The organism is Pectobacterium actinidiae (genome assembly GCF_000803315.1).
In the GTDB taxonomy this organism is placed as follows: domain Bacteria; phylum Pseudomonadota; class Gammaproteobacteria; order Enterobacterales; family Enterobacteriaceae; genus Pectobacterium; species Pectobacterium actinidiae.
In genome coordinates this window covers 44660-70131 of the sequence record NZ_JRMH01000002.1, presented here as the reverse complement: position 1 = coordinate 70131, position 25472 = coordinate 44660, and the positions used below count along the sequence as shown (strand labels likewise).

Annotated in this window: 25 protein-coding genes; 14 read left to right on the top strand and 11 right to left on the bottom strand. The window is 49.0% G+C overall.

Annotated elements, in window-relative coordinates:
* The first annotated feature begins 12 nt into the window (after positions 1 to 12).
* Positions 13 to 789, top strand: coding sequence for an ABC transporter ATP-binding protein (locus tag KKH3_RS17910; protein ID WP_181939677.1), 777 nt, complete (start codon positions 13 to 15; stop codon positions 787 to 789).
* A gap of 310 nt (positions 790 to 1099) precedes the next feature.
* Positions 1100 to 1672 (top strand): peptidylprolyl isomerase A, encoded by a 573-nt coding sequence (ppiA, locus tag KKH3_RS17905; RefSeq protein ID WP_039362811.1) that lies wholly within the window; start codon positions 1100 to 1102, stop codon positions 1670 to 1672.
* Between the two features lie 64 nt (positions 1673 to 1736).
* Here the strand turns inward: ppiA and KKH3_RS17900 are convergent, their stop codons facing one another.
* The 5 genes from KKH3_RS17900 to pelA form a co-directional block, all read right to left on the bottom strand.
* Complete coding sequence (locus tag KKH3_RS17900; RefSeq protein WP_039362808.1) at positions 1737 to 3407, bottom strand: methyl-accepting chemotaxis protein; 1671 nt, start codon at positions 3405 to 3407, stop codon at positions 1737 to 1739.
* A gap of 238 nt (positions 3408 to 3645) precedes the next feature.
* The gene (pelZ, locus tag KKH3_RS17895) at positions 3646 to 4923 is read right to left on the bottom strand and encodes a pectate lyase PelZ (RefSeq protein WP_039362806.1); all 1278 of its coding nucleotides are present in this window, start codon (positions 4921 to 4923) and stop codon (positions 3646 to 3648) included.
* A 176-nt stretch (positions 4924 to 5099) separates the two neighbouring features.
* A complete protein-coding gene (gene pelC / locus KKH3_RS17890; RefSeq protein ID WP_039362804.1) occupies positions 5100 to 6224 on the bottom strand; it encodes a pectate lyase PelC in 1125 nt (374 codons plus the stop codon).
* A 699-nt stretch (positions 6225 to 6923) separates the two neighbouring features.
* On the bottom strand, positions 6924 to 8048 hold the full coding sequence (gene pelB / locus KKH3_RS17885; protein ID WP_039362802.1) for a pectate lyase PelB: 1125 nt from the start codon (positions 8046 to 8048) through the stop codon (positions 6924 to 6926).
* Positions 8049 to 8708: 660 nt separating this feature from the next.
* On the bottom strand, positions 8709 to 9833 hold the full coding sequence (gene pelA, locus KKH3_RS17880) for a pectate lyase PelA (protein WP_039362800.1): 1125 nt from the start codon (positions 9831 to 9833) through the stop codon (positions 8709 to 8711).
* Positions 9834 to 10687: 854 nt separating this feature from the next.
* Here pelA and KKH3_RS17875 point away from each other — a divergent pair.
* The 6 genes from KKH3_RS17875 (at position 10688) to argD (ending at position 14714) form a co-directional block, all read left to right on the top strand.
* Positions 10688 to 10939 carry a hypothetical protein gene (locus tag KKH3_RS17875; protein WP_039362797.1) on the top strand — a complete coding sequence of 84 codons (252 nt, stop codon included), beginning with the start codon at positions 10688 to 10690 and terminating at the stop codon, positions 10937 to 10939.
* A gap of 87 nt (positions 10940 to 11026) precedes the next feature.
* Complete coding sequence (locus KKH3_RS22340; RefSeq protein ID WP_139338655.1) at positions 11027 to 11356, top strand: hypothetical protein; 330 nt, start codon at positions 11027 to 11029, stop codon at positions 11354 to 11356.
* Positions 11357 to 11528: 172 nt separating this feature from the next.
* The gene (locus KKH3_RS21955; RefSeq protein WP_072034566.1) at positions 11529 to 11831 is read left to right on the top strand and encodes a 2Fe-2S iron-sulfur cluster-binding protein; all 303 of its coding nucleotides are present in this window, start codon (positions 11529 to 11531) and stop codon (positions 11829 to 11831) included.
* Between the two features lie 3 nt (positions 11832 to 11834).
* Positions 11835 to 12509, top strand: coding sequence for a hypothetical protein (locus KKH3_RS17870; protein ID WP_039362795.1), 675 nt, complete (start codon positions 11835 to 11837; stop codon positions 12507 to 12509).
* Positions 12510 to 12792: 283 nt separating this feature from the next.
* A complete protein-coding gene (locus KKH3_RS17865) occupies positions 12793 to 13368 on the top strand; it encodes an aminodeoxychorismate synthase component II (protein ID WP_039362794.1) in 576 nt (191 codons plus the stop codon).
* Between the two features lie 119 nt (positions 13369 to 13487).
* On the top strand, positions 13488 to 14714 hold the full coding sequence (gene argD / locus KKH3_RS17860; protein ID WP_039362792.1) for a bifunctional acetylornithine/succinyldiaminopimelate transaminase: 1227 nt from the start codon (positions 13488 to 13490) through the stop codon (positions 14712 to 14714).
* A 141-nt stretch (positions 14715 to 14855) separates the two neighbouring features.
* Here argD and crp read toward each other — a convergent pair whose 3' ends face one another.
* Positions 14856 to 15488, bottom strand: a complete 633-nt coding sequence (crp, locus tag KKH3_RS17855) for a cAMP-activated global transcriptional regulator CRP (RefSeq protein WP_004090925.1) — start codon at positions 15486 to 15488, stop codon at positions 14856 to 14858.
* A gap of 373 nt (positions 15489 to 15861) precedes the next feature.
* On the opposite strand from crp, the gene KKH3_RS17850 reads away from it, so the two are divergent.
* Positions 15862 to 16269 carry an OsmC family protein gene (locus tag KKH3_RS17850; protein WP_039362789.1) on the top strand — a complete coding sequence of 136 codons (408 nt, stop codon included), beginning with the start codon at positions 15862 to 15864 and terminating at the stop codon, positions 16267 to 16269.
* 40 nt (positions 16270 to 16309) lie between these two features.
* Here the strand turns inward: KKH3_RS17850 and KKH3_RS17845 are convergent, their stop codons facing one another.
* From KKH3_RS17845 to KKH3_RS17835, 3 genes are all read right to left on the bottom strand, one after another.
* The gene (locus tag KKH3_RS17845) at positions 16310 to 17179 is read right to left on the bottom strand and encodes a phosphoribulokinase (RefSeq protein WP_010297039.1); all 870 of its coding nucleotides are present in this window, start codon (positions 17177 to 17179) and stop codon (positions 16310 to 16312) included.
* 125 nt (positions 17180 to 17304) lie between these two features.
* Complete coding sequence (locus KKH3_RS17840) at positions 17305 to 17541, bottom strand: YheU family protein (RefSeq protein ID WP_010297035.1); 237 nt, start codon at positions 17539 to 17541, stop codon at positions 17305 to 17307.
* A complete protein-coding gene (locus KKH3_RS17835) occupies positions 17538 to 18575 on the bottom strand; it encodes a hydrolase (RefSeq protein ID WP_039362788.1) in 1038 nt (345 codons plus the stop codon). The genes KKH3_RS17840 and KKH3_RS17835 overlap by 4 nt, the downstream gene beginning before the upstream one ends.
* 106 nt (positions 18576 to 18681) lie before the next feature.
* Between KKH3_RS17835 and KKH3_RS17830 the strand changes: the two genes are divergently transcribed.
* On the top strand, positions 18682 to 19284 hold the full coding sequence (locus KKH3_RS17830; protein WP_039362786.1) for a LysE family translocator: 603 nt from the start codon (positions 18682 to 18684) through the stop codon (positions 19282 to 19284).
* Between the two features lie 64 nt (positions 19285 to 19348).
* Here the strand turns inward: KKH3_RS17830 and KKH3_RS17825 are convergent, their stop codons facing one another.
* Complete coding sequence (locus KKH3_RS17825) at positions 19349 to 21256, bottom strand: ABC transporter ATP-binding protein (protein ID WP_039362785.1); 1908 nt, start codon at positions 21254 to 21256, stop codon at positions 19349 to 19351.
* Positions 21257 to 21381: 125 nt separating this feature from the next.
* On the opposite strand from KKH3_RS17825, the gene kefG reads away from it, so the two are divergent.
* The 4 genes from kefG to slyD all read left to right on the top strand — a co-directional run bounded on the left by kefG (position 21382) and on the right by slyD (position 24896).
* A complete protein-coding gene (kefG, locus tag KKH3_RS17820; RefSeq protein ID WP_039362783.1) occupies positions 21382 to 21933 on the top strand; it encodes a glutathione-regulated potassium-efflux system ancillary protein KefG in 552 nt (183 codons plus the stop codon).
* A gap of 1 nt (position 21934) precedes the next feature.
* Positions 21935 to 23746 carry a glutathione-regulated potassium-efflux system protein KefB gene (gene kefB, locus KKH3_RS17815; protein WP_039320306.1) on the top strand — a complete coding sequence of 604 codons (1812 nt, stop codon included), beginning with the start codon at positions 21935 to 21937 and terminating at the stop codon, positions 23744 to 23746.
* Between the two features lie 250 nt (positions 23747 to 23996).
* On the top strand, positions 23997 to 24191 hold the full coding sequence (locus KKH3_RS17810) for a YheV family putative zinc ribbon protein (RefSeq protein ID WP_039362780.1): 195 nt from the start codon (positions 23997 to 23999) through the stop codon (positions 24189 to 24191).
* A gap of 120 nt (positions 24192 to 24311) precedes the next feature.
* Complete coding sequence (gene slyD, locus KKH3_RS17805; protein ID WP_010277503.1) at positions 24312 to 24896, top strand: peptidylprolyl isomerase; 585 nt, start codon at positions 24312 to 24314, stop codon at positions 24894 to 24896.
* Between the two features lie 97 nt (positions 24897 to 24993).
* Here slyD and KKH3_RS17800 read toward each other — a convergent pair whose 3' ends face one another.
* On the bottom strand, positions 24994 to 25212 hold the full coding sequence (locus KKH3_RS17800; protein ID WP_039362777.1) for a SlyX family protein: 219 nt from the start codon (positions 25210 to 25212) through the stop codon (positions 24994 to 24996).
* Positions 25213 to 25472: the final 260 nt, after the last annotated feature.

Sequence of the window (25472 nt, the reverse complement as noted above, 5' to 3'; positions counted from 1 at the left end):
CAGCGTAAGCCGATGATCGAAGTGAATAACCTGAATCTCTCTTTTGGTCAGGGCAGCGCGAAGAATCAGGTGTTGTACGATGTGAACCTTACCGTCAACGACGGCGATATCTTCGGTCTGGTCGGGGAATCGGGTTCCGGCAAAACCACGGTGCTGAAGTGTCTGGCCGGGCTATTTAATCATTGGGAAGGCACGCTGCATATTGATGGGAAGAAGCTGGCACACCGAATCGATCAGGCGCGCTGCCGCCGGGTGCAGATGGTGTTTCAGGATCCGTATGGATCGCTGCATCCCCGTCATACGGTCGAGTCGATTCTGGAAGAGCCGCTGTCGATCCACCGTTTTGACGATCGTGACGATCGTATTGATACCTTGCTGGAGAAGGTGGGGCTGGGAACGCAATTCCGCCGTCGTTATCCGCACCAGCTTTCGGGGGGGCAGCGTCAGCGTGTGGCGATTGCCCGCGCGCTGATTCTGGAACCGAGAGTTCTGCTGCTGGATGAGCCGACGTCGGCGCTGGATGTGTCGGTGCAGGCGGAAATCCTCAATTTGCTGACGGAGTTGCAGCAGCAGGAAAAGCTGACCTACCTGATGGTGACGCATGACTTGGGCGTGATTTCCCACCTGTGTCATAAAGTGGCGGTGATGCAATACGGTAAGATACTGGAAACGCTGGAAACCGACGACCTGACCAGCGATGTACCCAAGGACGCGTATACCTCAATGCTGGTGGACGCCAGCCGTCAGTACAGCCGCGATCTCGCGGTGCGTTCGGAGCGGATGGGCTAGGTACGTTTGGACTCGTCGCGCTGCGCAGTAATCATCATGAGGGCTGAGCATTCATCATTAAGCCCGTTATTAGGGGAAACACAGGGGGAGGTTCCAGGCCTCACCCCTGTGGTCGCCCCATGTTCCTCGATGCTTAAACGATCGGGATGAGGGCAAGCGACCCTTTTTTATCTTATGCACAGGTTTTCGCTCACAGTTAGTTACGAACAGACTTTTATACGTAAAAAAAGGTAAATGGGTAGCGTTGAAGAGTGCGGATACTTACAATCATTACGCTTTCTGTAGTCGGTCTCTTCAAAAAGGAATTCTCATGTTCAAACGTACTCTGGTTGCTGCGGCAGCCCTTATTTCACTGACGGCATTTTCTCCAGCCTTTGCGGCTTCCGACACCACCACGCGTGTGCTGTTGACGACATCAGCGGGCAATATCGAACTGTCTTTAGATAATCAAAAGGCACCGGTTTCGGTAAAAAATTTCGTCGAGTACGTTAACAACGGTTTTTATAACGGGACGACATTTCACCGTGTGATCCCTGGCTTTATGGTGCAGGGCGGTGGTTTTTCTGGCGAAATGAGCCAGAAAGCGACCAATGCGCCAATCAAGAATGAAGCCGATAACGGTTTACGTAACCAGCGCGGTACGATCGCCATGGCGCGCACGTCTGATAAAGACAGTGCGACCAGCCAGTTTTTTATCAACATCGCGGACAATGCGTTCCTCGATCACGGCCAGCGTGATTTTGGTTACGCGGTGTTCGGTAAAGTGGTGAAGGGCATGGATGTCGTGGATAAGATTTCTCAGGTGCCAACGAAGAATGTCGGGCCTTACCAGAATGTGCCGACTACACCTATCGTGATTCAGTCTGTGAAAGTATTGCCCTGATTCTCTATCTCTACAAGATTAAGCCTATTTCAGCCGCCATGAGACGGCTGAAATAGTGTTGAAATTAAAAGGTTTCCCAGTTCGTTTCGTGTTGACCAGCCTGGGCTTTCTGCGGCGCAATAGCCGCCACGGCTTTTTGGACTGATGGCGCGGCTTTCGTTCTCGCCGCCTCATCTGCGGCAGAGAGTTTAAATATCGACACAATTTCCGTCAGGTGACGTGCCTGTTCTTCCAGAGAAGCAGAGGCGGCGGCTGACTCTTCGACGAGCGCGGCGTTCTGCTGCGTAACATTGTCCATTTCCACGACAGCAGCCCCAACCTGAGTAATGCCTTTGCTCTGTTCGCTGGAGGCGGAAGCGATTTCTCCCATAATATCGGTGACGTTAGTGATGGCTTTCATGATGTTGTCCATCGAATTACCTGCCAGCGTAACCTGCTGCGAGCCGATGGTGACGTTATTTGCCGCTTCGGCGATGAGCCCTTCGATCTCTTTTGCTGCCTGCGCACTCCGCTGCGCCAGATTGCGCACTTCGCTTGCCACAACAGCGAACCCTCTACCTTGTTCTCCCGCCCGTGCGGCTTCCACCGCAGCGTTCAACGCGAGAATGTTAGTCTGAAAGGCAATACTATTGATAACCGTGGTGATGTCGGAAATTTTCTGCGAGCTGCCAGAAATGCTGTTCATTGTCTTGATTACGCCGTCCACGATATCACCGCCTTCGTTAGCCGTTTTGGAGGCATTTTGCGCCAACATACTGGCCTGACCGGCGTTTTCCGCATTTTGTTTTACTACGGCGCTCAGCTCTTCCATGCTGGCGGCGGTTTGTTCCAATGCGGAGGCTTGTTCCTCGGTACGGGAGGAGAGATCCGTATTGCCGGAGGCAATCTCGCCCGCGCTACGGTAGATCTGTTCGGCGCTAGAACGAATGTCGGACACGGTTTTTACCCAGTTATCCTGCATCTGCTGGACAAACGGGATCAATTTACCCACGCAGTTTTTTCCGCTCTGTTCAAGATAGGTGTGTAACTGCCCGACCGATAGCACCTGAAGGTGCTGTTTAATTAAATCGAGTGGGCGGATGACAAATTGCGCCAGATAACGATCCGTCAGAATCACGATAATCAGACCGGCAACTAATGCCGCAATCAGCATTTTTTGACACCAACTCACCCAGTCGGCAATGCGGGATTGTGCTTCATCTTTCAGACGACCAATCACACCGTTGTATTGATCTATCGCCGTGGTGAAATTCCTCCGCAGGTCGCGGTATTGCACGCTGGAGAGCTGCTTGAACTCGTCGAAGCGTTCTGCCTTTACAGCATCATACATGGGGACGATAGCTTTACTGAATAGCTCATAAGAACTGTTGTAAATGATGTCTACTGTCTTTGAGTCTATGTTGCCGTGATCAATGACTTGAAACTCTTGTAAACCGGCTCTGAGTTTATCAATGTCAGCAGAGGATGCTTGTAGTTCCTGAGTGAATGCTTCTGCGTTGTTCTTCTCTCTGGCTTCTACTGCCCGATCCATTGAGTTCTTGACGCGATAATACTGCCCACTGGCACCGTTAATGATGTCGCCGTTATTTTGCTGAACGTTAGTGAGATCAATTTCCGAAGTTAGCTGGTTTAATGAATAGAGCGCGAATATCGATACGCCGCCCCAAAGAAATGAGAATAGAACGAGTATCAGAATCATCATTGTTCTGATTCTGGTATTGCGAATGAAATTCATAATGTAAACCCTGGTAAGGTTATGATTTTTAAGTTCCCACTTTTGAAAGGGGATTTATTTGCCTCCATGCTGTGTACTTGAAAATACAGGCTTTCCCAGAACGCGATGAGCCGTTCTAAGTGTGTTATCGGCATGTTATATATGAGCTTGAATTGTTTCTAATTACTTATGTATTTTTGCGGAAAAAAATAAGGCCACTGATGTGGCCTTTTGCGATCTTAACGCACCAACTGCTGCATTATTCCAGCGCTTTTGCCATCTGCTGTAGCCAGGCATCTACGCCAGTGCTTGGCACGTTCAATTGGCGATAGGTCGCCGTTGCAACGGGATAGCCACCGACGTCTTCCTGGCTGTTCACGAAGCCACCTTTCCGCTGTTTGAAATTCTCCACGATACGCTTATCAACGGCATCACGATCTTTAGGGCGTGCGCCTGCGCTTTGCAGTACCTGATTGGTGATGGCGCTGGCGGGCGATGCCGTTAAGCCCGTTGGCCAAATAGGGGACACTTTGAGTAAATTAATCCCACTGCCTGACGTTTGCGGTGCGGCTTTTCCTTTGGCATCGTAAGCGAGGTTATCTGACATCCAGACATCGCCGGAGCTGTTGCTGCCTACCAGCCCTAAACCTGCTTTGGTATTCGCGCCGTAGTGCATCACGTTACCCGCAACCGAGACGCGTGGGCTGGCGGGCATGGTTTTCCCTTCCCACTCTCCTTTTACGCCACCAACGCGAACGCCCCAAATGCCGGGGTTATAGATCAGGTTATTGACCATAACGCCCGTAGAACCCGCTTTGAACCAGGCGTTACGCTCGTTGTTGTGCGCATACAGGCTGCCCACGATCGAGACGTCGGTCACGTTATCGTGAACCAGCGTCCCCATCGAGTGAATACCTTTGGTGTGAGCTGAATCGTATAGGCCTTCAGCAACGATATTATTCGAGAGCGTGATGCGGTGCGCGGTGCCCTGCGGCCCGTCATAGCGTGGGCCGGAAATAGACAGGTTTTCGTCCGTACCCCAGGCAAAGCTAGAGTGGTCGATCACGACGTTGTAGGCATCTTTGCCGTTGATGGAAACATCGCGTTCAAAGCCGCTTTTTTTACCCGTACCGGCATCGCCGATGCGAAAACGAATATGTTGCATGAGCACATCATGTGTGCTGATCCCCATTCCGCCGCGAATGATGGTGATACCGGGAGAGGGAGCGGTTTGGCCGGCGATGGTGACAAACGGCTCAGTTAACCGGAGGTCACTTTTATTCAGGTCGATAATGCCGCCAACCTCAAAAACGATAATGCGTGGCCCTTTGGCGGCGAGCGCTTCCCTGAGTGAACCTGCCCCAGAAGAAGCCAGCGTGGTGACGCGAATAATGCGTCCACCGCTGCCTGCAACGGTATCCGTTCCGAACCCTTTCAACTCTGGTGCTGCCGGTGTGGCGGCGTTAGCCATCGGTACTCCAACACTGAAAACTAAGCCAGTGCTGAACAGTGCAGCGAACAGAAGAGAACGTTTCATTTCATTTCCTTGAATATTAACGATAAAAATGAGCGAGCCCTTAGGACTCGCTCAGGTGCAGCCCGAGTCATAAATCGACGGGCGTTAAGCTCGCTTGCAGGCCCCGCTTAGCACAGGACAATGAGGGGCGGAGCCTGAAGCCCGCTTATTTACCTTTCATGCTTTACACATCGCAACTAGTTGCAATTTGCTGCCGTGAGCACCGCAAGGTTTTTGTTCACGCCAGCATAGTTCGCCAGTTTGTCCTTCACGCACTGTGCTGAAACAGGAGAGTAGCTGTAAGGAACAGAAGCGAATGTGCCGGTGCTTTTCCAGTCTTCCGCATTCACGTAGGGCTTGGAATCTTTATCCCAGGTGATGTTGTATTTAGCGAAATCTGCCGGGCTCATGACGTTGTTATTACGCAACTCCCAGGTACCGAAGTTGGAACCGTCGTAACGTGAAGTCACTGGGTTTTTCGCATTCTCGAACCAGTTACGTTCGATCAGCGCAATCCCTTTCTGACGCACGTTCAGGCCAGAACTGGTGATGCCGGTATACAGGTTGTTGTACGCGTGAACCTGGCCGCCACGTTGCAGCGGGAGGCGGGCGTTAACATCGTCGTAGATATTGTGGTGGTAAGTCAGGTCACGACCCGTATCGCTACTGCTGAAGCCGCTCAGGCCGACCTTTTTGATGCCGTGAATATAGTTGTACGACACCGTGACGTTGGTTGACGCTTTCTTGATATCAATTGCGGATTCGAAGGTCGTGTCACCGTCTTTTGTACCTGCGCATTCGAAGTTTTTCGCGAAGATTTCGTTGTGGTCAATCCAGACGTTCGGCGTGTTATCGATACGAATCGCATCACCATCCTGCGCGCCGCCCGGCATGTAACCAAAACGCATGTTACGTATGACGATATCGGATGATTTCGTCAGCCAGATCCCGAAGTTGGCGGACGATCCGTTGGTTCCGAGGATGGTAATCCCTTTGGTGAACTCTTTGATTTCCACACCGCGTGCGTCTTTCTTCCACTGACCGCAGATATCGTTCTCTGCGGCTTTGATCAGTGCGTCTTCATTGCCGTTATAGGTAATGACGAGTGGGTAAGCACCACCTTTGACTTTCTTACCATTGGAGTCCAGCTTCGCGGCTTCGATGATGTCGATAATATCTTGCATGGAACGCGCTGTTTTTTTCACGGCACCGGCAACGTCACCGCCGTCAGTGGTGGCATAACCCCCCGTATTTGCCGCCATTGTCGGTTGAGCCGCAAGTAATAACAGCCCAGCGGCTGCAGAAGGCAGTAGGTATTTCATTCAGGTACTCTCCTTGGAATTGAATTATTGTTTGGGTATTAATGCTCCACATAACCCAGATTATATTTTTTTGGCGTTTCAATAAAAATGAAATCAAGGTTTATTGAAATCCGACTTAAGTCTTATCATAAAAATAAAATAATTCAATGTTTAGACGGTAAATATGTATGGCGAATAGCGATCGGAATATTAATGGTTGATAAGTGTCTATTTTACAAAGTGATATTTTTTTCATTTTTTCTAAAATAAAGGTGCTGAAGATTTTTATGAAAAATAAAATTATATTTCTTTTTATGCCTCTGTCATGGATGTGATTTGATAAAGGTGATAACTGTGAGCGACATCAATAAATAAGTGAAATCCCGTTGTTGAGATGATGCTGTCATAAATTTTTGATGCCGATCAAATTATCAGTTAATCACGCGTTGATGAATGGCGATTATTTTAATCATTTAATCCTTAATTAAATGATGGTTATGTTTATTAATAAATACAGCTATTGATTTCTATATTAAATAATTAGCATGTTATTTAATTGGTGCTTATTTTAGAATACCGATCCATACTCGCGCCTGAATTTCTATAAAAAATGAGCGAGCTCTTAGAGCTCGCTCGGGTCTCGGCGTGAAGAATCACGGTTGCTGGACATTCAGGCTTATCGCTTCCTGTTTTGGTACGGCCCAGAAAGCCTAACGACGTTTATTTGCAGTTAGCTGCTGTCAGTACTGCCAGGTTTTTGCCTACGCCAGCATAGTTTGCCAGTTTATCCTTCACGCACTGTGCAGAAACCGGGGTGTACTTATAGGAGACGGTAGGGAACTTACCGGTGCTCTTCCAGTCATCCGCATTGATGTGAGGAGAGGAAGGTTTTCCCCAGGTGATTTTGTATTTGGAGAAGTCTGCCGGTTTCGTAATGTTGTTGTTACGCAGCTCCCAGGTACCAAAGTTGGAGCTGTCGTTACGTGCTGTCACTGGGTTGAGTGCATTCTCGAACCAGTTGCTTTCAATCAGTGCGATCCCTTTCTGACGGACGTTAAAGCCTGAACCGGTGATGCCGTCATACAGGTTGTTGTACGCGTGAACCAGACCACCACGCTGTAGCGGCAGACGTGAGTTAACATCGCGATAGATATTGTGATGATAAGTCAGGTTACGACCCGTATCCGTATTGCTTGAACCGCTCAGGCCGACTTTCTTGATGCCATGAATATAGTTGTAGGATACCGTGACGTTAGTTGACCCTTTCTTGATATCGACAGCCGACTCAAAGGTCGTGTCATTATCTGGCGTGCCTTTACACTCAAAGTTCTTGGCAAAGATCTCGTTGTGGTCGATCCAGACGTTTGGTGAGTTATCGATACGAATGGCATCACCGTCTTGCGCGCCGCCCGGCATATAGCCAAAGCGCATGTTACGTACCACAACGTTAGAAGAGTTCACGATCCAAACACCGAAGTTGGCGGATGAGCCATTGGTGCCCTGAATAGTAATGCCTTTGGTGAATTCTTTGATTTGTACGCCGCGAGCGTCTTTGCTCCACTGGCCGCAGATATTCTTTTCAGCCGCTTTGATTAATGAATCTTCATTACCACTATAGGTGATGAAGAGCGGGTAAGCACCGCCTTTGACTTTCTTGCCTTTTGAATCCACTTGTGCGGCTTCAATTATATCCACAATTTCTTTCATAGAACGTGCCGTTTTTTTCACGGCGCCAGAAACGTCGCCACCATCCGTAGTGGCATAACCGCCCGTATTTGCTGCCATGGCTGGCTGAGCTGCAAGCAATAACAACCCAGTGGCTGCAGTAGGTAATAGATATTTCATTATGACTGTCTCCTTGGAATAGAATTTTCGTGGGCATTTATCGATCCCTATGCCCGATGTAACAGGTACAAATTTTTCAACAAAAATGAATATCGGTTTGATAAAAAACCAAGGGGAGTGTGGTCAAAAAATAAGGTCAGTTCAAGGGTGAAATATTAAATGTATCAGAGCGGAAACATTTCGTAATACTGATGGTTGGGTAATTTGGATTTTATGAGAAACGATTTTCTTTTAAAGTAACCGAAAATCATAAGGTTATTTTTTTTGGTAAAAAATAAATGCACTCGGGTTTCTTTATTGGTTGGGGTTTAAAGGGTTATTTTTATTGTGGCAATCGCTGCCGCTAGCGTAAGGAAATCATCTTAAGTCAAAATATACTATCACAGGCATATTCAATATTTTTTACGTGATGAGTAAAATTTATCGTGAATTTTAGTTTGTAAAAATATAATTATTATTAATCATTATATGGCGTTTATTTAGTGATGAAAAATAGGCCTCCTTGTTCGTAGCCGCTTATGGGGGAAACTATCATTAGCATGACGTCTATTTTCATGAAGTGATAATCCTGCGCGGGCCTCTTAAAAATGAGCGAGGCCGAAGCACTCGCTCAGGAAGAGACCGATGCAGGATGAATGCAATACATCGGTCTTAACGCGTTTATTTACAGTTGGCTGCTGTCAGTACCGCCTGGTTTTTACCTACGCCAGCGTAGCTTGCCAGTTTATCCTTCACGCATTGTGCAGAAACTGGAGAGTAGCTATATGAGACAGCTGGGAATTTACCGGTGCTTTTCCAGTCATCCGCATTGATGTGAGCTGAAGAAGGTTTACCCCAAGTGATGTTGTATTTAGCAAAATCAGATGGGCTGGTAATGTTGTTGTTACGGAGTTCCCAGGTACCGAAATTGGAAGTATCGTTGCGTGCCGTTACTGGGTTTTTCGCATTTTCGAACCAGTTGCTTTCGATCAGCGCAATCCCTTTCTGACGGACATTCAGGCCTGAATCTGTAACACCGCTATACAAGTTATTGTATGCGTGTACCTGACCACCACGCTGTAGTGGCAGACGTGAGTTAACATCGCTGTAAATGTTGTGATGGTAAGTCAGGTTACGGCCGGTATCCGTGTTGCTTGAACCGCTCAGACCGACCTTTTTCACGCCATGGATATAGTTGTACGACACCGTGACGTTGGTTGATGCTTTTTTAATATCAATAGCAGACTCAAAGGTCGTGTCACCGTCTGGCGTACCTTCGCATTCGTGGTTCTTGGCGAAGATCTCGTTGTGATCGATCCAGACATTTGGTGTGTTATCGATGCGGATGGCATCGCCATCTTTTGCTCCGCCCGGCATGTAGCCGAAACGCATATTACGCACGACAACATTGGAAGAGTTAACCATCCAGATACCGAAGTTAGCGGAAGAACCGTTGGTACCGAGGATGGTGATCCCCTTGGTGAACTCTTTAATTTCTACACCGCGCGGATCTTTGCTCCACTGGCCGCAGATGTTAGCTTCAGCGGCTTTGATTAGCGCATCTTCATTACCGTTGTAGGTAATGACGAGCGGATAGGCTCCGCCTTTGACCGCTTTACCGCTTGAATCTTTTTTCGCAGCTTCAATGATATCGACGATCTCTTGCAGAGAACGCGCTGTCTTTTTCACCGCACCGGAAATGTCGCCGCCGTCCGTGGTGGCATAACCCCCTGTATTTGCCGCCATCGTAGGTTGGGCAGCAAGCAGCAACAGCCCAGCGGCTGCAGAAGGCAGTAGGTATTTCATTGTGTACTCTCCTTGACATAGATTTTTTGGGTATTTATCACTACACACCCTGTGTAATAAAAAAGGCTGTTTCAACAAAAATGAAATTAAGGTTTGTCTATAAAGCCGAGATAAGTGTTAACAGAAAAAATAAACAATACAAGATGGGGCGTTAAATATATATATTAAATAACAGAGGACAGTTGAGAGGATTTGTGTCTACTGCTTTTAAATAGAAACTAATTTCCATTTAAATCATTTAAATTCATTGTGTTATGTTTTTTTATCTCTGTTGTTTCAATCTGGATTCTTTATTTTCATCCATCTTATATGTGTGGTTTATTCTCTTCATGGACAATTGTGATCGCCATCAAATATTAAAAATAAGCATCACGTGGAAAGATAAATCCTCTGATTTCCTCTGACTTATTTAAAAAGGTTAATTAATTCATGAGGTTTTTTTGTTTGTTATTTTTTTTTTGTTAAAAATGATTTCAAATAAATCTTTTTCTATCGATATGAATAATCAATAAGGCCTATTGATAAATAGGATCGTTATAGGAATAAATGATTTATTATCAACAAAATAATTATCTTGCTAACTTAATGCTTTGGATCAGGATAAACACACAGGTCAATTTTACTCCGTTTGCAGAGAGAGTAGACCGCTGAACTTCTCGTCTCCTACTGTAGCGCTAAGAAAAAACTAAAAATAGGGAAGCCATCAATAGGCTGTAGGCGTTGAGATGTATAAATATTTTTCGCCACATATTTTTTGTTGACAAGATAGGTTTTTCTTGACTGTTAAATGTGTGAAAGGTAGCGTTAATAGAACGCATGGAAGCTATTTTCAAACATACCATTAGGATCGTAATATGTTTATCTCGGATAAAAAAATTGCAGCAAGTTTAATTGAAAAATCAATCGTTCTTATCGAACAAATCAAAGCAGAGTTAGCGGTGCTGAAAACAACCTTGCCTCAGGAAGAGTATGAAAAATGCCTACATGTGGCAGGTCACTTAATTTATACCTTAACAGGTAAAGTGATAAATGATATTTCAATTGACCATCCCGATTTAAAACCAGACGGCTTCACGGTTTATGTGAATAAGGATGTGAGTGAATAATAAAGGTTAGTTTTTCATGATGAAATTCCAATAACTAATATAGTTGCATTTTATATTTTATTTAACATATTTTTAAAGGATTTATTTATGTTAAGGTCATTTGTATTATCAATTTCTTTGCCCGTTTTTATGTCTTGTTTTTTATTTTCCAGTAATGCGATTGGATCGGAAGGGAAAGTTATTCCTATCGATTTTTTAAATCAAAAAATAAATGTTATAGACAGGGATACATCTTGTTTTTTTAAGAAAAAAACACTGGAAGATATTATTGTAAATAATAATATTTCAACCTCAGATATAGATCGTTGTATTGCTGAGTGCTCTTATCTACTTGGTATTCCTGGTGATTATGGAAGTACGCGCTTCCACAGTTGTCTTGCCCAATGTAAGGGAATGATTCCGATGTGTGATTTCTGATTTTTTAAATGAGACAATCTCTATTTCATCATGATTAATATAATTATTTTTTTATTGATCGCATGAGTGGTTTTTTATCGTTGGATGAGAATGGAATAGGTTTTTTAAAATATACTAATTAAAGTTAGTACGATGGATTGCGATGTTAATTATTTATAAAGGATGATTTTTTATGGCTGAATATGAAATAACAATTTCAGGGAACAGTGGAAAGCATAAAATAACATGCAGCGATGATACCTATATACTTGACGCTGCTGAGGAGGCTGGAATAGATCTTCCCTATAGCTGTCGGGCTGGGGCCTGTTCATCATGCTTATGCAAGGTGACTTCTGGGAGCTATAATGATAGTGACCAGTCTTTCCTCAATGATTCCCAAAGGGAAAAGTATATATTGTCTTGTGTTACGTACCCTTCATCAGATATGACAATAGTTAGCCATGTTGAGGATGAGCTGGTTGACTCGGAGTGTTGAATAATGATTAGCAGAAGGAATTTTATTTTATCTGGTGTAGCACTTAGTCTGTGCGGTCTGACATATCGTGCCAATAGTGAACCCAATGGGGAATTTATAATAATAAATGCAGCATTAATTAACAATAAGGATGATATTAATAAACGGTTGGATAAATTTATATTTAAAAACGGGCAATGTGATTCCGTTAAATCAACACAGCAGGACGCTGTAAAAGTTATTATTAATGTCATCCGTAAGTCTACGATGGAGCCTTTAATCGGAAGCAGAGTTGGCTTATGCCTTTCAGATGCTTTCAAAGCGAAAGGGAAAGTTGCTTCTGCGAATCAGAGTTGCAATCTCACATGGGCCGAAATTAGAGATGAAACCCCAGTCGAGTTCACAACCTATATTCCTAAGCTGTCATTAAAGGGAAGTAAGGTGATGAATCCTATGGATATTGTTATTAGAGAGGGTAATAAATTTGGCGTCTATCGATTTAATTTCCCCCTAGATTATCTATCATCAATCGGTTTATTCCAGTCTAGCGCAAAAGAGGCGGTAACGGCTAACACCCTGACAGACATAGCCATCGAGTTATATGGAGAAAAGCCTGGTAGCTCAGTTGCGGAGCTAAGGCCTGAATATGTTGATGGTTTTTATCAGGTACCGATAACCTTTATTCTGGATGATGTTTAACAATTGTTAATGATCGTACTCGTCACTTAAATCAATATCGAACCAAAGCAGGGATTCCATGCTGTTGTCAAACTATACGGAATCCCTGTCTCCTGTCATCTATATGTCTCTGGATGAAGTCAGCATCAATTTCTTGTCATTCTTCTCATCACGTATACAGGTACAATAGCCTGTGTTACACCCGCTTATGAAAAACGCAGCGACATAAATTTCGGGTATTATTGCGGGTATCAAAAGTAGGATAAATTTAAATAACCAATATCTATCAATACATTAAGTCAATATGCTGCTAATTATCGATAACTACGACTCCTTTACCTACAACCTTTACCAATACTTTTGTGAGCTTGGCGCGCAGGTTGTGGTGAAGCGTAATGATGAACTGACGCTGCGTGAGATCGAACAGCTTGCGCCCGAACGATTGGTCATTTCACCGGGCCCTTGTACGCCGGATGAGGCGGGCATTTCACTGGCTGCTATTCGTCACTTTGCCGATAAGTTGCCTATTTTGGGCGTGTGCCTTGGCCATCAGGCGATGGGGCAGGCGTTCGGCGCGCGCGTGGTGCGAGCACGGCAGGTCATGCACGGGAAAACCTCAGCGATTGCGCACAGCAGCACGGGCATTTTTACTGGTTTAGCTCAGCCTTTGACGGTCACCCGCTACCATTCACTCATCGTTGATTCTGCCTCGCTACCCGATTGCTTTGAGGTCACGGCCTGGAGCGAACATGAAGGTAAGCGTGACGAGATTATGGGGATCCGCCATCGCTCGCTTCCGCTGGAAGGCGTGCAGTTTCATCCTGAAAGCATCCTTAGCCAGCAAGGGTATGAGCTTTTGGATAATTTCCTTAAAATTTAGTGAGATAGAAAGTTATTCTCTCCAGTAGCCGATTTAATATTGCCTGTAATTGATTTTTTATGCATATTTATTGACTATATTTTCATTCCGACATGATGGACAGCAGAGTGAGGCAGCAAATGGCAGCAGAGCAGAAAGCAGTGACACGGGATACTCACGATAAAGTGATTTTGCCGGTTTATGCACCCGCGAAGTTTGTACCAGTGAAAGGTAAAGGGAGCCGCGTCTGGGATCAAGACGGCCGTGAGTATATCGATTTCTCCGGCGGCATTGCGGTTACGGCACTGGGTCACTGTCATCCTGCGCTGGTGAATGCATTGCAACAGCAGGGTGAAAAGCTGTGGCACACCAGCAATATCTTCACCAACGAACCTGCGCTACGCCTCGCCAGCAAATTGATTGATGCCACTTTTGCCGACCGCGTGTTCTTTGTTAATTCCGGTGCTGAGGCTAACGAAGCTGCCTTTAAGCTGGCGCGCCACTATGCGGTTAAACGCCATAGTCCGTATAAAACCAAGATCATCGCTTTCTATAATGCGTTTCATGGCCGGACGCTGTTCACCGTCTCGGTTGGCGGACAGCCTAAATATGCCGATGGTTTCGGGCCTAAGCCTGCGGATATTGTCCATGTTCCCTTCAACGATCTGGCGGCGGTCAAAGCGGTGATGGACGATCACACCTGTGCAGTCGTGCTGGAGCCGATTCAGGGTGAGGGTGGTATTACGCCTGCGACGCCTGAATTTTTACAAGGCGTGCGCGATCTGTGCGATCAGCATAAGGCGCTGCTGGTGTTTGATGAAGTACAGAGCGGGATGGGACGTACCGGTAAATTATTCAGCTACATGCACTATGGCATCACGCCGGATATTCTCACGACCGCGAAAGCGCTGGGTGGCGGCTTCCCGATTAGTGCAATGCTGACGACGGAAGAGATCGCATCGGCCATGACGGTTGGGGTACACGGCACCACTTATGGCGGTAATCCGTTGGCTTGTGCCGTAGCGGAAGCGGCGCTGGATATCATTAACACGCCGGAAGTGTTATCAGGCGTGGCGGATCGTCACGATCGGTTTGTCAGTGAGCTTGAGAAAATCAATCAGCAGTACGGCGTATTCGAACAGGTTCGCGGTATGGGGCTGCTGCTGGGTGCAGAACTGAAACCGCAGTGGCATGGCCGTGCGGGTGAGTTTCTGGCCGCAGCAACGGCTCAGGGGTTGATGGTTCTGATGGCTGGGCCTAACGTGATCCGTTTTGTACCCTCGTTGATCATTGATGAAGACGATATTGCGCAGGGGATGGAGAAATTCGCCAACGCCGTCGCGCAGGTCGTTAAGACAGCAAACTGATTAGACATAAAAAACGTAGGGAACGTTTTAACGTTGCGTTAGCAACGACCCGAAAGGGGGCGGCCAGGGATGGCATGCCATAAAAAAAGCGTGAGGCCGAGGCTTCACGCTTTTTTATTGGTAGGGTACAGCGACAGCGGGTTAGCGAGTGCCGTAAACGACAATCGTTTTACCGTGTGCAGAGATCAGGTTCTGGTCTTCTAACATTTTCAGAATGCGACCCACGGTTTCACGCGAGCAGCCAACGATTTGCCCAATTTCCTGACGGGTAATTTTAATTTGCATGCCATCTGGATGCGTCATGGCATCAGGTTGTTTGGCCAGGTTGAGTAGGGTTTGAGCAATACGGCCAGTCACATCAAGGAAGGCGAGGTTGCCGACTTTCTCAGAGGTAACTTGAAGTCTGCTTGCCATTTGGGCTGACAGACGCATGAGGATATCCGGGTTAACCTGGATGAGCTGGCGGAATTTTTTATAGGAAATTTCAGCCACTTCACAGGCGGTTTTTGCCCGAACCCAGGCGCTACGCTCCTGACCTTCTTCAAACAGGCCTAGCTCGCCGATAAAATCGCCCTGATTGAGGTAGGAGAGGATCATCTCCTTGCCTTCTTCATCTTTGATTAGCACTGCGACAGAGCCTTTCACGATGTAGTAAAGCGTTTCTGCTTTTTCACCTTGGTGAATAAGCGTGCTCTTCGATGGATACTTGTGGATATGACAATGGGAAAGGAACCATTCGAGAGTTGGGTCTGTTTGCGGTTTGCCGAGAACCATTCGCTATCATCCTCTGTTGTAATTCACTGCGCAAATTACAGGGGTCAGAGTTCCCTGTACGGCGTGTTTAACTGCTAAAAAATAAAATTCAGTCTAGGCAGAATGACGTCAGGGAATATACTGGAACCACTGTACCCTTGATTTTCCGGTTGCTGCCTTGCCGCATCGTAAACGTGGCTGGGTATATCTGGCCACGTAATCATCTTCTTCGTTTCTGGGTTTGTCCAGAAAAGGTCTATTCTATTTTCGTTTTAACACAGCTTTAAGGATGTGTCTTGTGTTGTCTCGCTTCAGCATGACAAAGCTCTGATTAACGCTGGTTTTTGTACAGTAACGATATAAATTTTCAAAAAATTTTTAGTGGAGAGGCATCATGCAGGCTCGGGTAAAATGGGTTGAAGGCTTAACGTTTTTGGGCGAATCCGCATCAGGGCATCAGATTTTGATGGACGGCAATTCTGGCGATAAAGCGCCCAGTCCGATGGAAATGGTATTGATGTCCGTAGGAGGATGCAGTGCGATTGACGTGGTGTCGATTCTACAAAAAGGTCGCAACGATGTGGCGGATTGTGAGGTGAAATTAACGTCAGAGCGTCGGTCTGACGCGCCGCGTTTATTTACCCACATCAATCTGCATTTTATCGTGACGGGAAAAGGACTGACCGATAACGTTGTCGAACGAGCCGTCGCCCTGTCGGCGGAAAAGTACTGTTCTGTGGCATTGATGCTGGGTAAAGCCGTTGAGGTGACGCACAGTCACGAAATTCGGGTGCTGGCTTAATCGCTTTCTCTGGGCACGACGCTGCCGTGCCCGGTTTTGCTTATTCGATCGTTTTCCCTTCTATCAGCCGCTGCACCAGCGGTGCCATGATTAATTCCATCGCCAAGCCCATCTTCCCGCCGGGAACGACCAGCGTGTTGATGTGGGAGATAAATGACCCCTGCAACATGGCGAGCAGATAGGGATAATCAATATTATCCAGCCCCTGAAAATGAATCACCACGAAGCTTTCGTCCAGTGAGGGAATCGACTTGGCGGCGAACGGGTTGGAGGTGTCCACGGTGGGCACGCGCTGGAAATTGATGTGTGTGCGAGAGAACTGTGGCGTGATATAGGTGATGTAGTCTTCCATCGAGCGGACGACCGAATCCATCACCGCTTCACGCGAGTGGCCGCGCTCATTGACGTCACGAATCAGCTTTTGAATCCATTCCAGGTTGACGATTGGCACCACGCCGACGAGCAAATCGACATGCTGTGCCACGTCGTTTTGCTCGGTGACCACGCCGCCGTGCAGCCCTTCATAGAACAGGATGTCAGTGGGTTCCGGCATCGGTTCCCACGGCGTGAACGTCCCAGGAACCTGATTATAGGGAATCGCTTCATCGTAGGTATGCAGATATTTACGCGTCTGACCGCGCCCGTGCAGGCCATATTCGATAAACGACTGTTCCAGCAGGCTGAAATCATTCGCTTCCGGGCCGAAATAGCTGATGTGGCGTCCTGAATCACGCGCTTTACGAATCGCCATATCCATTTCCGGGCGGGTATAGCGGTGAAAGCTATCGCCTTCCAACTGGGCTGCACGCAGATCAAACTGCTGGAAAATCTTACGGAAGGCCAGACTGGTTGTCGTGGTTCCCGCCCCACTAGAGCCGGTAACCGCAATAATCGGATGCTGATGTGACATAAGGCGCGTGACTCCGTGATCGCGAGGTTCGCACAGACCGAAGGTCTGCGTGCATCCTCAAAAAAGACGTAATTAGTTATCATTGTTAGCATGTTTGGCGCGTTCTTTCACGCCTTTCGCCATGCTCAATAAGGAGCGTGTCCTCCGGCATTGAGCTGGTTACGTGGCATGATATTGAGCGTTTCATGTAACTCAGACCACACCAACACCACCTCGCCAGATTGGAGCTGGCTGCGGATATCTTCCACTTTCTGCGCCAGCGAACGTTCCTGCTCGCCGTAATCGGTGCCTTCTCGCAGGACGAAAGATTCAATGATGTTATCCAACGTTTCTGGATCGAGCTGTTGCCAGGGAATAATCACGCTATTCCTCCTGAATAAAAAGTTCCTGAATAAGAGGTTCCTGAAGAAAAAGAATCGGTGGCATGGTCCAAAAATGGGCTAAGCCAATTGGGAATGCGCTGTTCCAGCCACATTTCCGGTTTCAGCAACGTTCCACCGACGAAGCCGACATGCCCACCATGTTCCGTCAGCTGATACTCAATAGTAGACGGTAACTGCGACAGATCGGGAATCACCTCAGACGTCATGAAGGGATCGTCCTTCGCATGGATGATCAGCAACGGTTTACGAATCTGAGGCAACAGCGGCAGGGCGCTACAGCGTCGATAGTAGTCGGCTGCATCGCGAAAACCGTGGATTCGTGAAGTAATGATGTCATCAAACTCCCGCAGTTGGCGGATTCGCTTCAACTGCGGCAACTGAATGGGCAATGTGTCTGGGTATGCTGCCAGTTTGCGACTGGCGTTTTGTTTCAAAAGCCGCAGCAGATAGTGCTGATAGACGCGAGAGAAGCCTTGTTCCATCCGACGGCTACAGGGTTCGAGCATCAAGGGGGCGGAAACAATGACGGCGGCGGACAGGGAACAGGCTTCGCCTTGCTGAGCGAGCAGGTAGGCTAGCATGTTGCCGCCGAGAGACACGCCGATGGCGGCGGTAGGCGCATGGCCCAGCGTCTCCTGCATCCAGTGCAGAAAATAGCTCGCATCGCTGGTTTCGCCGGAGTGATAAATACGCTTCATCCGATTGGGCTTCCCGCTGCATCCGCGAAAATGCATGATGACGGCCAGCCAGCCGCGCTGTTTGCAGGCATGTAGCAGGCCGTGGGCGTAAGGGCTATGAAAGTTGCCCTCCAGCCCGTGAAACAGCACCACACGTGGCTTGTGCCGTGCCAGTTCAGGGGCTTCGCTCCAGGCCAGATCGACGAAATCGCCGTCGGGTAATTCGAGCGCTTGCCAGACGGGTGAGAATTGCGCATGACGGCGAATCAAACGTGGCAATAGCGTTTGCAGATGTGGGTTACGGGCGCCGCTCAGCGGACGAAATTGGTCATACATAAAAGATATGGAAATCTGGTTATCGGCTCTTGTACGATCAATATCACACAGTTAGCCTCAATGCTGCCAGTTAGTACGATATTTGGGTCAGGAGTGCCCACAAATAATGGAACTGAGTTTATTTCTCTCGATGTTGGGTTTTTTGTGGGTAGCGGCCATCACGCCGGGGCCGAATAATATGCTGTTGACCACCTCGGGCGCGAATTTTGGCTTTATGCGTTCGCTGTGGCTGATGATTGGCATCATGCTGGGCATGCAAAGCATTTTGCTGCTGGTGGCATTTGGTGTCGGTGGGTTGATTCTGATTTATCCTTCGCTGCACTTTATCCTGAAAGTCCTCGGCAGCGCCTATCTGCTCTGGCTGGCGTGGAAAATCGCCACGGCGGCATACGAACGTTTAGAAACGTCCGCTGCGCCACCCCAGCCGATTCGGTTTTATCAGGGGTGGTTGCTGCAATTCCTTAACCCGAAAGCGTGGCTCATGGCACTGGGGGCAATTGCCAGTTTTAGTCTGGCGGGTGAAGGCTATAACCAGTCTGTAATCGCCATAAGCATCGGGATTGTGCTGGTCAATCTGGTGTCCGGAGTCATCTGGCTCGGGTTTGGTACAATGATTGGGCGACTGCTGCGTAGTAAGAAAGCGTGGATTATCTTCAATGTGTCAATGGGATTGCTGACCGCCGCCTGCGTGCTGTTGATTTGGCATTAAGGCTTTGTTGATAACGTCGCGAGCGGTTTTCCGCTCGCGACTCGTTCAGGCAATAGGTAGCAATTTACTCGCTCTGCATCATCTGCTCTAGCTGTTCCTGCGCGTCCAGCCAGGACATTTCCGTTTCTTCCAGCGCGATTTTGACTTTGGTTTGTTGTTGCAGGCAGTCGGTGAGCTCGGCTTTACGGCTGATGTCATAGATGGCGCTGTCCGCCAGCCGCGCTTCCAGCGCTGCCAGCGTTTCCCCCAGCTTTTCCATCTGCTGCTCAAGCTTGGTTATCTGTTTGCGCAGCGGCTGCGTTTGCGTTCTCAACTCGGCTTCGCGGCGTTTCTGATCTTTTCTACCCTGCGCACTGTTGGCTGTATTTTCTTTTGGCGTTTCATCGGCCGCATTTTCCTGACGTTGCAGGCCGACCAGCCACTGTTGGTAGTCTTCCAAATCGCCATCGAACGGTTCCACTTTCTGGTCGTGTACCAGATAGAGATCGTCGGTGGTAGAACGGATCAGGTGTCGATCGTGCGAGACGACAACCAGCGCGCCTTCAAAATCGATTAACGCTTCGGTCAATGCCTGACGCATATCCAGATCGAGATGGTTGGTTGGTTCGTCGAGCAGCAGAAGATTCGGACGCTGCCAGACGATCAGTGCCAGCACCAGACGGGCTTTTTCGCCGCCGGAGAAACGCTCGGTGATCTCCGTGACTTTATCGCCCTGAAAACCGAAGCCGCCGAGATAGTCGCGAAGCTGCTGTTCCGTTTCCCGCTCTGCCAGACGCACCAGATGCTGCAAAGGCGATTCATCCGCACGTAGAAACTCTAACTGGTGCTGAGCGAAATAACCGAGCTTCACGCCTTTCGCCAGCCCGATTTCCCCTTTCAGTGGGGCAAGTGTGCCAGCAAGCAGTTTGATCAGCGTGGACTTACCCGCGCCGTTATGGCCGAGCAGCCCGATGCGGGAACCCGGCACTAAATTAAGTTTGATCGATTCGAGAATCAGCTTGTCGTTGTAGCCTGCGCTGACCTTTTCCATCTTCATGAGTGGATTGGGCAACGATTCTGGGGCGCGAAAGCTGAAGCGGAAGGGGTTATCGACATGCGCTGGCGCAATCAGCTCCATGCGTTCCAGCATTTTTATCCGGCTTTGCGCCTGCTTGGCTTTGGTCGCTTTCGCGCGGAAGCGGTCAATGTAGTGTTGCAGGTGCGCGACACGCTCTTGCTGGTGCTCATAGAGCGATTGCTGCTGTGCGAGGCGAGTAGCGCGCTGGCGTTCAAACGAGGAATAGTTGCCCGTGTATTCGTTGAGCGACTGCTGTTCGATGTGCAGGATCTTGGTCACCACCGGATCGAGGAAATCGCGGTCGTGCGAGATCAGTACCAGCGTGCCGGCGTAGTTTTTCAGCCACTTCTCCAGCCAGATAACCGCATCCAGATCGAGGTGGTTGGTCGGTTCATCCAGAAGCAGCAGATCTGAACGACAGATCAGCGCCTGTGCCAGATTCAAACGCATCCGCCAGCCGCCGGAAAAGGCGCTGACGGGCTGTTGTAGCTGTGACTGAGAAAATCCTAGCCCATTGAGCAGGCTTGATGCTCTGGCCTGAATCGTCCAGGCTTGGATGGCATCCAGCTTGCCGTGCAGCGTGGCAATGGCGTTACCATCGTTCTCTTCGTTGGCGGTCTGCAACGCAGCTTCCAGTTGACGAAACTCGCGGTCACCGTCAATCACGTAGTCCAGCGCGGGTTTATCCAACGCGGGGGTTTCCTGATTAACCCAAGCCAGCGACCAGTTTTGCGGAAATGTCGCGCTGCCGCCGTCGGCGCTGATCTCACCTTTCAGTAAGGACAGCAGGGTAGATTTACCACAGCCGTTCTTGCCAACCAGACCGACTTTCTGGCCGGGATTAACCGTTGCTGTCGCGTTGTCGATCAGAACGCGTACACCACGTCGAATTTGCAGCGAAGAGAAAACAATCATAAAGCGCCGTCTGTTCAGAGTATGTTAAATTATGGACATCTCAGGACACGCGGTGTCCTGTTTTTAGTCGTTGCGCTGCATGGTAACGGAAAACGATTATTATGACGACGCTTTGGAGGGGAATGATGTCGCAGCCACCGAAGATTTTGCTGCTGTATGCCCATCCTGAACCACAGGACTCGGTAGCGAACCGGATCTTATTGCAACCGGCTCAGCAGTTGGCGAATGTAACTGTGCACGATCTTTACGCACACTATCCTGATTTTTTTATCGATATTCATCACGAACAACAGCTGCTGCGTGAGCATCAGGTCATTGTTTTCCAACATCCTTTTTATACCTATAGCTGTCCGGCGTTGCTGAAAGAGTGGCTCGATAGGGTGCTATCCCGTGGTTTTGCCAATGGGATCGGCGGTAATGCGCTGGCGGGGAAATACTGGCGCTCGGTGATTACGACCGGTGAGCCGGAAGATGCCTATCATCCTGATGGAAACAATCGTTACCCGATGGACGACTTGCTACGTCCGTTTGAGTTGACAGCGGCAATGTGCCGGATGCATTGGATGCACCCTATGATTATTTACTGGGCGCGCCGTTTGCAGCCCGATGTGTTGTCGAGTCAAGCCAAAGCTTACGGTGAATGGCTAGCCTCCCCTTTACCTGAAGAGGAACGCTAATATGGAGAGTTCCGCGCTACTGACCGCCGGAGTCTTGTTTTTGTTTGTGGCGGTCGTAGCCGTACCGATTGCGGCCCGATTAGGCATTGGTGCCGTACTGGGCTATTTGATCGCAGGGATCGCCATTGGCCCCTGGGGGCTTGGCTTTATCCGTGATGTGGAAGCCATCCTGCATTTCTCGGAGCTGGGTGTCGTTTTCCTGATGTTCATCATCGGTCTGGAGTTGAATCCCTCCAAGCTCTGGACACTGCGCCGCTCGATCTTTGGCGTAGGAGCCGCGCAGGTCGGCCTGAGTGCGCTGATTTTAGGCGGAGCCTTGTATCTGACAGATTTCTCGTGGCAGTCCGCGCTGATTGGTGGTGTGGGGCTGGCGATGTCGTCAACGGCGATGGCGCTGCAACTGATGCGCGAAAAGGGCATGAACCGCAATGAATCGGGGCAATTAGGTTTCTCCGTTTTGCTGTTTCAGGATTTGGCGGTTATCCCCGCGCTGGCGCTGATTCCGATTTTAGCGGGAGTACAGGGCGATTTTGGCGATTGGGAACGGATTGGTCTTAAGGTTGCCGCGTTTCTCGGCATGTTAATCGGCGGCCGCTATCTGGTGCGTCCGCTGTTCCGTTTTATTGCGGCATCCGGTGTGCGCGAGGTGTTCACCGCTGCCGCGCTGTTGCTGGTGCTCGGTTCTGCGCTGTTTATGGAAGCCTTAGGGCTTTCTATGGCGTTAGGCACCTTTATCGCCGGTATTCTGCTGGCGGAAAGCGAATATCGGCATGAACTGGAAATCGCTATTGAGCCGTTCAAAGGCTTGCTGCTTGGCCTGTTCTTTATCTCTGTAGGAATGGCGCTGAATCTCGGGATCCTCTACACCCACATCGTGAAGATTATGGTTGCGGTGCTGGTGCTGGTGGCCGTGAAAGCGGCTGTACTGTATTTCCTTGCGCGAATTAATCGTATGCGCCGCTCCGAGCGCTTGCAGTTTGCCGGGGTGCTGAGTCAAGGCGGCGAGTTCGCTTTCGTCCTGTTTTCCGCTGCGGCGTCATTCAATGTATTGAAAGGTGAGCAACTGCCGCTGTTGCTGGTGACGGTGACGTTATCAATGATGACGACGCCGCTGCTGATGCAGCTGATCGACCGCATTCTGGTGCGTCGTTATAACGTGCAGGATGTGCCGGATGAGAAACCGTATGTCGAGGATGATGAGCCGCAGGTGATCGTGGTGGGCTTCGGGCGTTTCGGGCAGGTGATTGGCCGCTTATTAATGGCGAACAAAATGCGGATTACTGTTCTGGAGCGTGACATCAGCGCCGTGAGCCTAATGCGCAGCTATGGTTATAAGGTTTATTATGGTGATGCCACGGAGCTGGAACTGCTGCGCTCGGCGGGCGCGGATAAAGCACGTTCCATTGTGATCACCTGTAATGCGCCAGAAGATACGATGGAGATTGTGCATCTCTGCCAGCAACATTTCCCAAATCTGGAGATTCTGGCACGGGCACGCGGGCGTGTTGAAGCCCATGAGCTGTTACAAACAGGCGTAAGGCATTTCTCGCGTGAAACCTTTTCCAGTGCACTGGAGCTAGGGCGGAAAACGCTGGTGACGGTGGGCATGCACCCACATCAGGCGATGCGTGCGCAACAGCATTTCCGCCGTCTGGATATGCGCATGCTGCGTGAGCTGATGCCGCAACTGACGGGTGATGTCGCGCAAATATCCCGTGTTAAAGAGGCACGCCGTGAGCTGGAAGATATTTTCCAGCGGGAAATGCTGCGCGAGCGTCGTCGGCCGAGTGTGTGGGATGAAGATGACGAGTAAGAACCTATTCTCTAGGCTATTTTACTTGCCATTTTGAACCTGGGCAGTGCTCGCACAAACGCAATTGCGTTTGAACGCCTCTTGGGGCGGCCCGTAGGGTGAGCGAAGCGAATAAATCCTCACGTACTACGTGTACGCTCCGGTTTCTGCGCGCTGTCCGAGTCCAAACTGTCTGCGCCAATAACGCCTAGTAGAATAGGTTCTAGATTCCAGGTTCTAGGTTTTAGAACGGCGATGAATTGGAGTTATCATGCGTAAACGCTTTATTGCAGGAGCCGTGTGCCCGACGTGTCAGGCTCAGGACACGCTGGCGGTTGGACGAGAGGATGACGTCGAGGTGGTGGTGTGCGTGAAGTGCGGATATCGCCAGAGTCAGGCTGATGAGCCTACGACGGCACCCGCCCCACAGGCTAACGAGATTATCGGGATCTTCCGGCCAGAATGAGGGATGAGTGTCGTGATGGCATTGTCGCCAACCGTTGACGTTTTTTGATTCCAGACGGTACATAGGGACATTTTTCAGCTACAATTTGCGCCAGTTTGATTTCCAACGGTAGGAGATATCATGAAAGTAGCAAAAGATCTGGTGGTCAGCCTGGCCTATCAGGTACGTACAGAAGACGGTGTGTTGGTTGATGAGTCTCCGGTGAGCGCGCCGTTGGACTATCTGCATGGTCACGGTTCCCTGATTTCTGGTTTGGAAAAAGCATTGGAAGGCCGTGAAGCTGGCGCGAAGTTTGATGTGAACATTGGTTCCAGCGACGCTTACGGCAACTATGATGAAAATCTGGTTCAGCGCGTACCGAAAGATGTCTTTATGGGCGTTGACGAGTTGCAGGTTGGTATGCGTTTCCTGGCTGAAACCGATCAGGGTCCAGTGCCAGTTGAAATCACCGAAGTTGAAGACGACCACGTTGTTGTCGACGGCAACCACATGCTGGCAGGTCAAAACCTGAGCTTCAACGTTGAAGTTGTTGCTATCCGCGAAGCGACGGAAGAAGAGCTGGCGCACGGTCACGTTCACGGCGAACACGATCATGAACACGGCGACGGCTGCTGTGGCGGTCATGGCCATGATCACGACCACGATCACGGCCACCAGCACGGTAAAGGCGGCTGCGGCGGCAACGGTGGATGCGGCTGCCACTAATTAGTCGTAGCGCATAAAAAACCTCAGGTTGATAATTATCACCTGAGGTTTTTTTATATCTGGCCTGTATGGTCGCCGATATAACGGGGCGCAGATCTTAGTAGTGCGGCGGTGGCGTTTCTTCCGATTGGGGAGCAACGAGTGAGGTTTGCTGGCTGCGTAGCCTGTCGGTGAGTAGACGGACATGTTCACGCAGGCGGCTAATTTCCCGCTCGTGTTGAATAATCGTTTGGTTAAGTTCTTCTATGGTTAATTCCTGAAAGGCCTGTCGGCTTTCCAACTGTTCGAGCCGTTCTTCAAGTGCTGATGGTGACATCGGTATTCCCCTTACTTCTTGTTACCCGCGAGTTTGTCAGAAAGCGGAAACTTCTGGTAGTAAAAACGGTCGCAGTAGGGCGCAATGCACTATCTGGAATAGGGCATATCGTTGCCTGAGGGCCTTAGGACGACACAAATGATGTTGGAAAAGCTTCCTGACGTTTTTTATCAAAGGATTGTCGAGTGCGTCGTTGTGTTGTCTTCGTCCGCACAGTTATAGTAGGCGCGAATGTATTTTAATGATGGCTGGAGCGTGTC

Bases quoted from the DNA above. Each gene is read 5' to 3' on its own strand.
- kefG (WP_039362783.1), top strand. From the start codon at position 21,382: ATGTCGCAGCCACCGAAGATTTTGCTGCTGTATGCCCATCCTGAACCA.
- KKH3_RS17800 (WP_039362777.1), bottom strand. From the start codon at position 25,212: ATGTCACCATCAGCACTTGAAGAACGGCTCGAACAGTTGGAAAGCCGA.
- kefB (WP_039320306.1), top strand. From the start codon at position 21,935: ATGGAGAGTTCCGCGCTACTGACCGCCGGAGTCTTGTTTTTGTTTGTG.
- KKH3_RS17845 (WP_010297039.1), bottom strand. From the start codon at position 17,179: ATGTCACATCAGCATCCGATTATTGCGGTTACCGGCTCTAGTGGGGCG.
- KKH3_RS17910 (WP_181939677.1), top strand. From the start codon at position 13: ATGATCGAAGTGAATAACCTGAATCTCTCTTTTGGTCAGGGCAGCGCG.
- KKH3_RS17870 (WP_039362795.1), top strand. From the start codon at position 11,835: ATGATTAGCAGAAGGAATTTTATTTTATCTGGTGTAGCACTTAGTCTG.
- pelZ (WP_039362806.1), bottom strand. From the start codon at position 4,923: ATGAAACGTTCTCTTCTGTTCGCTGCACTGTTCAGCACTGGCTTAGTT.
- ppiA (WP_039362811.1), top strand. From the start codon at position 1,100: ATGTTCAAACGTACTCTGGTTGCTGCGGCAGCCCTTATTTCACTGACG.
- pelA (WP_039362800.1), bottom strand. From the start codon at position 9,833: ATGAAATACCTACTGCCTTCTGCAGCCGCTGGGCTGTTGCTGCTTGCT.
- crp (WP_004090925.1), bottom strand. From the start codon at position 15,488: ATGGTTCTCGGCAAACCGCAAACAGACCCAACTCTCGAATGGTTCCTT.
- argD (WP_039362792.1), top strand. From the start codon at position 13,488: ATGGCAGCAGAGCAGAAAGCAGTGACACGGGATACTCACGATAAAGTG.
- KKH3_RS17825 (WP_039362785.1), bottom strand. From the start codon at position 21,256: ATGATTGTTTTCTCTTCGCTGCAAATTCGACGTGGTGTACGCGTTCTG.
- KKH3_RS17810 (WP_039362780.1), top strand. From the start codon at position 23,997: ATGCGTAAACGCTTTATTGCAGGAGCCGTGTGCCCGACGTGTCAGGCT.
- slyD (WP_010277503.1), top strand. From the start codon at position 24,312: ATGAAAGTAGCAAAAGATCTGGTGGTCAGCCTGGCCTATCAGGTACGT.
- KKH3_RS17850 (WP_039362789.1), top strand. From the start codon at position 15,862: ATGCAGGCTCGGGTAAAATGGGTTGAAGGCTTAACGTTTTTGGGCGAA.
- KKH3_RS21955 (WP_072034566.1), top strand. From the start codon at position 11,529: ATGGCTGAATATGAAATAACAATTTCAGGGAACAGTGGAAAGCATAAA.
- KKH3_RS22340 (WP_139338655.1), top strand. From the start codon at position 11,027: ATGTTAAGGTCATTTGTATTATCAATTTCTTTGCCCGTTTTTATGTCT.
- pelB (WP_039362802.1), bottom strand. From the start codon at position 8,048: ATGAAATATCTATTACCTACTGCAGCCACTGGGTTGTTATTGCTTGCA.
- KKH3_RS17835 (WP_039362788.1), bottom strand. From the start codon at position 18,575: ATGTATGACCAATTTCGTCCGCTGAGCGGCGCCCGTAACCCACATCTG.
- KKH3_RS17900 (WP_039362808.1), bottom strand. From the start codon at position 3,407: ATGAATTTCATTCGCAATACCAGAATCAGAACAATGATGATTCTGATA.
- KKH3_RS17865 (WP_039362794.1), top strand. From the start codon at position 12,793: ATGCTGCTAATTATCGATAACTACGACTCCTTTACCTACAACCTTTAC.
- KKH3_RS17875 (WP_039362797.1), top strand. From the start codon at position 10,688: ATGTTTATCTCGGATAAAAAAATTGCAGCAAGTTTAATTGAAAAATCA.
- KKH3_RS17830 (WP_039362786.1), top strand. From the start codon at position 18,682: ATGGAACTGAGTTTATTTCTCTCGATGTTGGGTTTTTTGTGGGTAGCG.
- pelC (WP_039362804.1), bottom strand. From the start codon at position 6,224: ATGAAATACCTACTGCCTTCTGCAGCCGCTGGGCTGTTATTACTTGCG.